General features: G+C 66.9%; 6 protein-coding genes and 2 pseudogenes. 6 read left to right on the plus strand and 2 right to left on the minus strand.

The features are described 5' to 3' along the window. Positions 1–18 precede the first annotated feature (18 nt). Positions 19–3,159, minus strand: a complete 3,141-nt coding sequence (locus MFF42_RS12910) for an efflux RND transporter permease subunit (RefSeq protein ID WP_017483129.1) — start codon at positions 3,157–3,159, stop codon at positions 19–21. A gap of 7 nt (positions 3,160–3,166) precedes the next feature. Next, positions 3,167–4,402, minus strand: a complete 1,236-nt coding sequence (locus MFF42_RS12915) for an efflux RND transporter periplasmic adaptor subunit (protein WP_017483130.1) — start codon at positions 4,400–4,402, stop codon at positions 3,167–3,169. Between the two features lie 322 nt (positions 4,403–4,724). Between MFF42_RS12915 and MFF42_RS12920 the strand changes: the two genes are divergently transcribed. The 6 genes and pseudogenes from MFF42_RS12920 (at position 4,725) to MFF42_RS12950 (ending at position 10,300) form a co-directional block, all read left to right on the plus strand. Beyond that, on the plus strand, positions 4,725–5,402 hold the full coding sequence (locus tag MFF42_RS12920; protein WP_017483131.1) for a response regulator transcription factor: 678 nt from the start codon (positions 4,725–4,727) through the stop codon (positions 5,400–5,402). Further along, the gene (locus tag MFF42_RS12925; protein WP_017483132.1) at positions 5,395–6,777 is read left to right on the plus strand and encodes a sensor histidine kinase; all 1,383 of its coding nucleotides are present in this window, start codon (positions 5,395–5,397) and stop codon (positions 6,775–6,777) included. Before MFF42_RS12920 ends, MFF42_RS12925 begins: the two co-directional genes overlap by 8 nt. Before the next feature lie 504 nt (positions 6,778–7,281). Beyond that, positions 7,282–8,036: pseudogene (locus tag MFF42_RS26480) on the plus strand (peroxidase family protein); the annotation flags it as partial. 106 nt (positions 8,037–8,142) lie between these two features. Continuing rightward, positions 8,143–8,493 (plus strand): transposase, encoded by a 351-nt coding sequence (locus MFF42_RS12940; protein ID WP_017482586.1) that lies wholly within the window; start codon positions 8,143–8,145, stop codon positions 8,491–8,493. Further along, positions 8,481–9,290: pseudogene (locus tag MFF42_RS12945) on the plus strand (IS3 family transposase); the annotation flags it as partial. The gene MFF42_RS12940 and the pseudogene MFF42_RS12945, both read left to right, overlap by 13 nt. Before the next feature lie 206 nt (positions 9,291–9,496). Beyond that, positions 9,497–10,300, plus strand: coding sequence for a Dps family protein (locus MFF42_RS12950; RefSeq protein ID WP_017483136.1), 804 nt, complete (start codon positions 9,497–9,499; stop codon positions 10,298–10,300). The last annotated feature ends 178 nt before the right edge of the window (positions 10,301–10,478 follow it).

Here is a 10,478-nt window from a genome sequence, read left to right on the forward strand (position 1 = left end):
TTGCCGGTCCGAAGGCCTCTAGCCATCAACGCCCGCGCGCTGGCCGCCTTTCGCTCCCAGGCCGGATGGCTCGTCGTCGTCGCGACGGCGCCAGGGGAGCCGGAGATGCGCCAGGTACGAATAGACGGCAGGAAGCACGACGAGGGTTAGCAGGGTTGCGGTGACGAGGCCGCCGATTACCACCGTGGCCAGGGGACGCTGCACCTCGGCGCCGGCACTCGTCGAGAGCGCCATCGGTAGGAACCCCAGCGCCGCCACCAGCGCCGTCATCAGGACCGGCCGCAGGCGCATCTCGGCGGCTCGGGTCGCTGCCTCTCGGGCATCGAGGCCGACCCGTTCGAGGTCGCGGATGTAGCTCGTCAGCACCACGCCGTTCAGGATGGCGATGCCGAAGGTGGCGATGAAGCCGATGGCCGCCGAGATCGAGAACGGCAGGTCGCGCAGGTACAGGGCGACGATGCCGCCGGTCGCGGCGACGGGTACGTTCAGGAAGATCAGCCCTGCGAGGCGGACGTCGCCGAACATCACCACGAGAAGCACCAGGATCGCCGCCATCGCCGCTGGGACCACGACGGAAAGCCGAACGGTCGCCTCCTGCAGGTTCTGGAACTGCCCGCTCCATTGCAGCGAGTAGCGCGGCGGCAGGGTGACCTGGGCTTTAACCGCGGCTTGCGCGTCAGTTACGAAGCTCTGCACGTCCCGCCCGCGCACGTTGGCCTGGACAGAGATCCGCCGCTGGAGCTTCTCGCGGCTGATCTGGGCGGGACCGGTCGCCACGTCCACGGAGGCCACAAGCGAGAGCGGCACCAGTGCCTTGCCGTTGCGACCGACCGGCAGGTCGCGGATGCGTTCGATGTCGCTGCGGTCCCCGGACTTCAGCCGGACCACGATATCGGTGATGGAGTTGTCGTCACCGTAGATCATGCCGGCGGTGCGGCCGCCGATGCTCTCCACCACGTCGAGGACGTCGCTGACGTTGACGCCGTAGCGGGCGGCCGCCGCCCGGTCGACCTGGATGGAGAGCGCGGGCATGCCGGCCTGCGCCTCGGCCTTCACGTCGGCCGCCCCCGAGACGCCGGAGACCGCGCGGACGATGGCGTCCGCCTTGTCCTTCAGCGCCTTGAGGTCGTCGCCGTAGAGGCTGATCGCGACGTCGCCGCGCACGCCCTCTAGCAGGTCGTCCATCCGCATCTGGATCGGCTGCGAGAAGGCGTAGGAGACCCCCGGCACCTCCGCGCGCAGACGTTTGTCGAGGGCGGCGACGAGCCCCTCCTGGGTGGTCGCCGTCGTCCAAGTCGAGGGGTCGGTCAGCGTGATGAAGCTATCGGTGGATTCCACCCCCATGGGGTCCGTGGGGATCTCGGCGCTGCCCGTGAGCGAGACGACCCGCTTCACTTCTGGGAAGCTTTTTAAGGTCTGCTCTATGCGATGCATGACCTTGAGGGAAGCATCGAGGTTGATGCCCGGCAGCTTCTCCGAGGTGATGACGATGGAGCCTTCCGAGAGCTTGGGCAGGAACTCGCCGCCCAGGCGCGTCGCCAGGAAGCAGCTCCCGCCGAACAGGGCGAGCGTCACCAGGGCAGTGAGACCGGTGCGGCGCTCGGCAAGGCGCAGGACCGGCGTGTAGGCACTGCGCGCCCAATGGACGAGACGGGTCTCGCGCTCGCCGATGCCGGGGCCGGCCAGCACGATGGCGGCCAGGGCCGGCATCAGCGTCATCGTCAGGACGAGCGAGCCGGTGAGCGCCAGGATGACGGTCAGCGCCATCGGCCGGAACATCTTGCCCGCGACCCCTTCGAGCGCGAGGATCGGCAGGTAGACCATGATGATGATGGCGACGGCGAACAGGATCGGACGCGCCACCTCTACGGTCGCCTTGCGGATGACCTCCTCGGCCGGGCGTTCGGGATGCTCGCCGCGGGCACGTAGAACGTTCTCGATCATCACCACGGCGCCGTCGACGATGAGGCCGAAATCGATGGCGCCCAGACTCATCAGGTTGCCGGAGAGCCCGAACAGCCGCATGCCCGCGAAGGCCATGAGCATCGACAGGGGAATGGCGGCCGCCACCACGAGGCCGGCCCGGAGGTTGCCGAGCAGCAGGAGCAGGACGACGATGACGAGCACCGCCCCCTCCATGAGGTTGTGCTCGACGGTGCGGATGGTCCGCGCCACCAGGGTGCTACGGTCGTAGTAGGGCACGATCTCGACGCCCGGCGGTAGCTGCGGGCGAAGGGCCTCGATGGTCTGCTTGACGCGCTCGACCACCGCGCTGGCGTTCTCGCCCTGCTGCATCATGGCGATGCCGACGACGGTCTCGCCCGCCGCATCGTGGGTGACGGCGCCGAGGCGGACCTTGGGCGCCTCGACCACCTCGCCCAAGGTTGCGACCGTCACCGGCACGCCGCCCGGACCCGTCGTCACGACGACATTGGCGAGGTCCTTGGTGTCCTTGGCGAGGCCGAGGCCGCGGATGACCTCCTGTTGGTCGTTGTGCTCGATGTAGGCGCCGCCCCGCGCGGCATTGTTCTCGGACAGCGCCGTGTAGACCTGGCCCATCGTTACGCCGTAGCGGTGCAGGCTCTCGGCGGCGATGCGGACTTCGTAGGTCGGCATCTGGCCGCCATAGACGTTCACGTCGGCGATGCCGGGGGTGAGCTTGAGCTTGGGCGCGATGGTCCATTGCAGGATGCGCTTCAGCGCCATCGGCTCGTAGCCCGGTCCCCGGACCTCGAACTGGTAGATCTCGCCCAGCCCCGTCGCCATCGGCCCCATCTCGGGATCGCCGACGCCGGCCGGCATCATGGTCTTCGCCAGCGGCAAGCGCTGGAACACCTGGGACCGAGCCTCGGTGATCGACATGGAATCGTCGAAGGTGACGTAGACGGCCGAGACGCCGTAGCGCGAGGTCGAGCGGAGACCGGTCAGCCCCGGTGCGCCGGCCATGGCGTTCTCGACCGGAAAGCTGACCAGCCGCTCGACTTCCAGGGGGCCGAGGCCAGGCGAAAGGGTCAGGACCATTATCTGCTTCGGGGAGATGTCCGGGACCGCGTCAATGGACAGGCCTTCAAGGTTGACGATGCCACCGACGGCCCCGGCCAGGGCCAGGACCAGGACCAGCCAGCGGCGGCGGATGAGGAGGGCGAACCAGGCGTTCATCGCGACCTCAATCCGTCGAGCCGAGCAAGGCGCGCAGCATGATCGCCTTGAGGCCGAAGCTGCCCTGCGTCGCCACTGTCTCATCCGCTTGGACACCGGATTTGACCTCGACCCAGTCGGCGCGCTGCACCCCAAGGGTGAGGTCCCGCTTCTCAAAACGGTCGTTGCCGGTGCGCACGAAGGCGATGGGGCCAGCTTCCGTCTGCTGGATCGCGGCGGACGGCACCGTGAGGCCCTCGCGCCCGAGATCGGCGGCGATCTCCACGGAGACGAACATGTTGGCGCGCAGGCTCCCGTCGGGATTGGCGACCTCGATCCGGGCCGGGGCGGTGTTGGTCATCGGGTCGATGGCGGCATTGACCGACCGCACACGGCCCTCGAAGCGCGGATGCGCCGTGACAGGGGCCTCGATGGTCGCTCGGTCGCCCGCCTTAACGGTCGAGATGTCGGTTCCGTAGAGGTTCGCCAGCACCTGGATCTGCGACGGGTCGGCCACCGTGAAGGCATCGCGGTTCGTATCGACCACCTCACCCAGGGTAATCCCAGCGGCCGTCACGACCCCGTCGATGGGCGAGACGATGGCGCTGGTACCGGGGGCCTGTCCAGGCGCGGGCGCGAGACGCTCGTACTGAGCGCGGTAGAGGTCGACCTGGGCTTGCGCCGAGAGGGTGGCTGCATGCGCTTTCGCGAGATCGACTTGGCGCCGGTCGACCTCGGCCTGGGCGACCCCGCCCATCTTCACGAGGTCGCTGCCGCGTTTCAGGTTGGTCTCGGCGACCTTTTCCGTCGCCTGGGCCTCTCCGAGGCTGGCCTGCGCCGCGGCGAGGCCGTTGCGAGCGTCGAGGACGCCGGAGGCATCGAGGGTGGCCAGCGTCTGGCCGGCCTTCACCCGGTCGCCGGGTTGCACGGCCAGGCTCAGGACCCGGCCCGCGGTGCGAGGCTTGAGGCGGGTGACCCGGCGCTCGTCGAAGGCGACCATGCCGGGGGTCCGAACGGGCAGGATGATCCGGCGGGTCTCGGATTGCTCGAAGGCCAGTCCGAGGCGGCGTTGCCCATCGGCATCGAGGCGGACGACGTTGTCCTCGGTCGGCTGTTCGGAAGCGGCCCCATTCGGGTGCGGCGCAGTGTCGGGGGCAGCCGCAAGCCCGATGAGGCCCAGCACGGGTTCGAAGTAGGGCTTGGCGGCCTCGCGATACCACCAGCCGGCCAGTGCGACCGCGATCAGGCAAGCGAACACGGCCAACAAGGACCAACGCCTCATCCCCCTGGGGGGCTGACCGGATAGGGCGGACGCAGCGGAAGAACCTGCCACCCTCGATGTCTCGGAGACCGAGCGCTCACGCGCCTGGCGATGACCGGCGATCCCTCCCTCGCCGTTCCCGAGCACGTCCGTCTCCGCCTCCAGCAGCACGCTATCGTCCGTCGATTAGATTAGATTCATTCTAGGAGATAGGACGAGCCGACACCCGCACCATTAAATTCGCGTTCACACTCGTGGTCATGCGACTGGTTCCGGACCACATCAGGCAGTGGGATAGGGGCGTTGAGCCCGGGAGTGGACCGGGTTGGCTAAGCTGCTTCTGATCGAGGACGATGCCGCGACGGCCGAGGAAATCCTTGGCGACCTGCATGGGCGTGGGCATGAGGTTGCCTGGGCCGCCACCGGCCCGGACGGTGCGGCCGCAGCCCGTTCGGGAGGATGGAACGCCATCATTCTCGACCGGATGCTTCCTGGCCTGGACGGACTTACCCTGCTGCGAGACCTCCGGGGCGCCGGGGATCGCACACCCGCCCTTGTCCTGAGCGCGCTCGGCGATGTCGACGAGCGTATCCGGGGCCTGCGCGCCGGGGGCGACGACTATCTCGGCAAGCCCTTCGTCCTCGCCGAACTCGCGGCCAGGATCGAGGCCTTGCTACGGCGTCCGACCGACGTCCGTGAGACGGTAATCAGGGTGGGGACGCTGGAGCTCGACCTCATAGCCGGCACCGGTCGCAGGGGTCAGCGCGATCTCGACCTCCTGCCGCGCGAGCTCAAGCTGCTCGAATACCTCATGCGACGGCCCGGGCAGGTCGTGACCCGGGCGATGATGTTCGAGGAAGTGTGGAACTACCGGTTCACTCCCAAATCAAACCTCATCGACGTGCATCTCGGACGCCTGCGCAAGAAGCTTGAGGCCGAAGGCGAGCCGATGCTCATCCATAACGTCCGGGGAGAGGGCTTCACCCTGTCTCCCGATGTCTAGGCTCGTCCATTCCTTCGCATTCCGCTGGGCGCTCGCCATCGCCCTATGGTCTACCCTGCTGTCGCTACTCCTGTTCGCCTTCGTGTACTGGCAGACCGCGGCGTTTATGCAGGACGAACTCGCCCAGGTCCTGCGCCACAAGGCGCACTATGCCGCCCGTGAGCCTGCGAAAGCGGTCAACCGCATCGAGACATGGATCAGCGAGGACCTGCACAGCGTCCACTTCGCCGGCCTGTTCGGGGCCGACGGTAGCAAGCACGCAGGAAACCTCGATGCGCGGCCGCCAAGCCTGCCGGTGGATGGCGAGGTCCACCGGATCGGGGCGCAGGTCGCCATCGCGGGACGGCGCCTGAACGAGGAACTCTGGTCGGCGGCCGTGGCCTTGAACGACGGCAGCATCGTGGTCGTGGCGCACGACACCGACGAGATCGACCGCGCGAAGGCTACCGTGATCCGAGCGCTCGGCCTCGCCCTCGTGCCGACCCTGGCCTTCTCGATACTCGGCGGCGTCCTGCTCGCTGGACGCGCCAAGCGCCGCTTGGCGTCCACGGAGGCGGCGGTCGCACGCGTGATGCGGGGCGACTTGCGCCAGCGCCTGCCGGTCGGCGAGGCGGGAGACGAATTCGACCGCTTGGCGCGTGACGTCAATGGCATGCTCGCCGAGATCGAACGCCTCATGGAGGAGGTGCGCGGGGTGGGCGACGCCGTCGCGCACGATCTTCGGACGCCGCTCACCCGCTTGCGGCTGCGTCTTGAGCGGGGCCGGGACCAAGCCCGCGACATCAAGGAACTGCGCCAGGCGGTGGACCAGGGCCTCGTCTGGATCGACCAGACCCTCGACATGGTGACGGCGGTCCTGCGCATCGGCGAGATCGAGCACGGACGGCGCTGCGCCGCCTTCGGCCCGGTCGACCTACGGCTCGTGGTGAGTGAGGCCGCTGAGTTGTTCGAACCCTTGGCCGACGAGAAGGGAATCGCCCTCGGCATCCGCATTGAGGGGGAAGAGTCCGCCGTTCGGGGCGACCGCAGCCTTATTTTCGAGGCAATCTCGAACCTCCTCGACAACGCAATCAAGTTCACCCCGACCGGAGGCCGCGTCGAGATCGGCCTCGCTCGGCGCGACGGCGTTCCCGTGGTGTCCGTGGAAGACACGGGTCCGGGCATTCCCGCCGACGAACGTAACCATGTTTTCAAGCGGTTCTATCGTGCGGAACGTGCCAGGCAGACGCAAGGCAACGGGCTCGGCCTCGGCCTCGTTGCGGCCATCGCCAAGCTGCACCGATTTCCACTCAGCGTCGGTGATAGTCCCCATGGGGGATGCCGCTTCGAGATGGCATGTCCGGAGGCGGAACGTCATGCGTCGGTGACAGGCTGAACGTCGGGTCTGTCGTCGAATGGCAAGCACGGCGTTGGGAGAGGCGTATCACCGGGCGCCCTCCGTCAAGACGCGCGAAGAAAAATGAATATAATTTTAAGAATTGTGCCAATCTGGATTTGGGTGCGAGATCGCTCGGATGATGTCGAAGCATTCTTATGCGGCCCGGAAGTGGGCCTGCGCGATCCTTGCCTTCACGGCGATGCAAACGTCAGGGACAGCGGGTTCCAGCCTAGTCCGAAACGACCCTCCATTGTCCTTCTCAGAGCCGGTCGGTGTTCCCCACAAGCACTGTGCGGGTTCCTGCATCAGTCGGGGTTCACTGCAATGGTATTGCAGGGCGGACCAGACTTGCGAGTTGAACTGCTCGACAGCCCCGCCGGCAATGGAATGCCATGGCGGCGAGGACTGAAGGCCTCCGGACGGGAATGGCCAAGGCTTGGGCGCCATGGGTGCTCCCGGGGCCAACGGCATGACCCGCTTCGCGTCGGGCCCTCGATGACCAATAGCGGTCGGCTGGCGCTCGCGCCCCAGAAGGACTGGGCGATCAACCGGCGCACCGTGCCGGTGGTGGCCGCGCTCCGGCAAATCGCCGACACGTTCAACGGACGGGGGGCGCCAGGAGGGTGTCCCTCGCCGATCTCATCGTGCTCGACGGCTGCGCCGCCGTCGAGAAGGCGCTCGCCGACGGTGGCCATCCCGCGACGGTGCCCTTCACCCCGGGTCGCGTCGACACCCGGCAGGAGCTGACCAACATCGAGATGTTCACGTGGCTCAAGTCCGTCGTGGACGGCTTCCGGAACTACGTGGCCGACGATTACGCGCCCATCACGTCGGGACGCGTCTCGCCGGAAGAGCTCTTCCTGGACAAGGCGTATCTCCTGTCCCTCGCCCCCGAGTGGGTCGCCTTGGTCGGCGGCCTGCGGGCCCGCGGGGCCAACCACGACGGCTCGAAGCACGGCCTCTTCACCGACCGGGTCGGCGTGCTGTCGAACGACTTCTTCGTAAACCCGACCAGCGTTGACCTCGAATGACGCAAGACCGACGAGACGGGCATGGCCTTCGAACTCGTCGACCGGGCCAGCGGCGCGGCGAAGTTCACCGCGACGCGCTGCGATCTGGTGTTCGGGTCGAATGCCCAGCTCCGCTCTGTGGCCGAGGTCTATGCCGGCAGCGACGATGAAGCCCGGTTCGCAGAGGATTTCGTCAAGCTCTGGGACAAGGTCATGATGCTCGACCGCTACGACGTCCGATCCTGATTGATTCAGGCTAAAAAAGGCATCCCTTTGGAGTGCGCCCCTGGGAGTGGACGGCGCTGGACCTGAGGATTGACCCGCCGCGCTGGGCTTCCGGAGGATGGAAGTCATGGCTCGGTATCGAACCCACAGTGTCGCGTTCAAGCGGCAGGTCGTGCAGGCGTATCTCGCGGGCGAGACGCTCCGCGGCCTCGCCCTGCGTCACGATCTTTCGCGCAATCTGATCCGGGTCTGGATCGCCAAGCACGAGGCGGGCGCCCTCGACGAGGACGTGCAGGCTGCCGACCTCCTGCAGGAGTACGAGGCCCGCATCGCGATGCTGGAGCGCTTGGTCGGACGGCAGACGCTGGAGATCGAGTTCCTCAAAGGGGGGCTTCAGCCCGCACGAGCGCAGAAAAGCGTGACTATGTCCGTCGTTGCCGGCCCGCCGGTCTCTCGGTCAGCCGAGGATGCACGCTGATGGGCCTGCCGCGCTCGACCTTCTACGACCAGCCGGCGATCAGCACGGATGCAACCGAGCTGCTGGCCCGCCTGACGGACCTGTGCGACGCGTTCGAAGGCTACGGTTATCGACGCGTCGGAGCGGCGTTGCGCCAGCAGGGGATCGTCGTCAACGGCAAGAAGCTGCGCCGCCTGATGCGCGAGCACGGCCTGCAGCCGCGCCTGCGCCGACGGTTCAAGGCAACGACCGACAGCGACCACGACCTGCCCGTCTTCCCGAACGTGGCGGCCGAGCGGGTGCCGGACGGCCCCAACCAGCTCTGGATCGCCGACCTGACCTACATCGCCGTCCCGAACGGCTTCGTCTATCTGGCCGTGATCCTCGATGCTTGGTCGCGCAAGGCCGTCGGCTATGCCGTGAGCCGCTCGCTCGAAGCGCGCACGGCCGTGGCCGCGCTGGAGGCCGCCCTGGCGGCGCGCTCGCCGCCCAAGGGCTGCGTGCATCATTCCGACCGCGGGTCGCAGTATGCCTCTGCTGCCTACCGGAAGGTCCTGGCCGAGCATGGACTGGTCGGCTCGATGGGACGCCGCGGCAATCCCTATGACAACGCCAAGGCCGAGAGCTTCATGAAGACGCTCAAGGTCGAAGCGGTGTACGTGACGGAGTACGAAACCTTCGCCGATGTCGCGGCTGACCTTCCGCGCTTCATCGACGAAGTCTACAACGCCAAGCGGCTGCATTCCGCGCTCGGCTATCTGAGCCCCGTGCAGTTCGAGGAGCAACACGCCCGGCAGCGGGTCAAACCCCTCGCCTGAGCCTGTCTACCGATAGGGGCGCACTCCACTTGGGGAGCGAATGGCGGGGCATTCAGGGTAGGATGCCCCGCCATTCTCATGTCCGCGGGGCATGCGGCGAAATCCTAAATTCGATGTCATTTTCGAACGCTTCCAAACTGCGTTCGTTTTCCAGGTCCTCATCGCTCGCCCGGGCGGTGCACACACCAGGATCAGATCAACTGCCCATGAAGAATGCCCGTTTCCTCTCGGCTATGCTCCTTGTCGGGACGGCCCTGCCGCTTCCCGTTCTCGCCAACGGAACGCCAACCCTCGCGCCGCCGCCCCCGAGCGCGATGAAGGTTCTCTCGCGGATCGACCTTGCCCAGGCCGATCAGCAGACCGCCAAAAGCACCGACGATGTCCGTGGCGCCTCGCAGACCAAGACGACCAGCTCGCAGCCGGTCGGCGCCTTCCCGACCAACGAGATGACGACGCTTCCGGTTATCGGCCTCGACGGCGACGCCGAGGCAATCAAGAAGGATGTCGCAGCCCTCCAGCAGACCCTGACCGAGCTGCAGCAGCTCCAGCTCCAGACCAAGCAAGCGCATTGGAACGCCTCCGGCACCCTGTACTACCCGCTGCACCTGCTTCTGCAGGAGCACTACGAGGGCCTGTCCAAGTACGCCGACACCATCGCCGAGCGCCTGCTCGCCGTCGGATCGTCGGCCGACGGCCGCGCCAATACCATCGTGAAGACCTCTGGCGTTTCGGAGATTCCCGGCGGCTTCCTCGACGACGCCCAGATCCTGTCATGGTTCATGAACGCGTACAAAAGGGTCGGCGAGGAGGTGAGCGCGGCCATCAAGGCCACGGAGAAGGTCGACCCGACGACGTCCAACCTCCTTCAGGAGGTCGAGCACGGCATCGCCAAGTACCAGTGGCAGATGCGCGCCCAGGTCCAGCGCACCAAGACCGATCCGAACACGGGCTGGGACCTCAACGACAACAAGCCCATCGACCTTGCGCCGCAGGCACCTTCGAAGCCCTGATGCACCGGGCACACGCCCCTGCCATCCAAGTTTGGGGCGTGCGCCGTATGAGACCGGATACGACACGAGCTCACGAGAGACGTCCTACGACGGAACCACTATCGCCCTGCACTTGCTCACGGGCGGCCTAGTGCTGGTCCTATGGCTCATCGGCACCTTGCTGGAAGACCTTGTGCCC

This window comes from Methylorubrum podarium, assembly GCF_022179745.1.
Classification (GTDB): Bacteria; Pseudomonadota; Alphaproteobacteria; order Rhizobiales; family Beijerinckiaceae; genus Methylobacterium; species Methylobacterium podarium.

Coding starts and splice junctions, on each gene's coding strand:
- MFF42_RS12910 (WP_017483129.1), bottom strand. CDS start 3,159: ATGAACGCCTGGTTCGCCCTCCTCATCCGCCGCCGCTGGCTGGTCCTG.
- MFF42_RS12925 (WP_017483132.1), top strand. CDS start 5,395: ATGTCTAGGCTCGTCCATTCCTTCGCATTCCGCTGGGCGCTCGCCATC.
- MFF42_RS12940 (WP_017482586.1), top strand. CDS start 8,143: ATGGCTCGGTATCGAACCCACAGTGTCGCGTTCAAGCGGCAGGTCGTG.
- MFF42_RS12950 (WP_017483136.1), top strand. CDS start 9,497: ATGAAGAATGCCCGTTTCCTCTCGGCTATGCTCCTTGTCGGGACGGCC.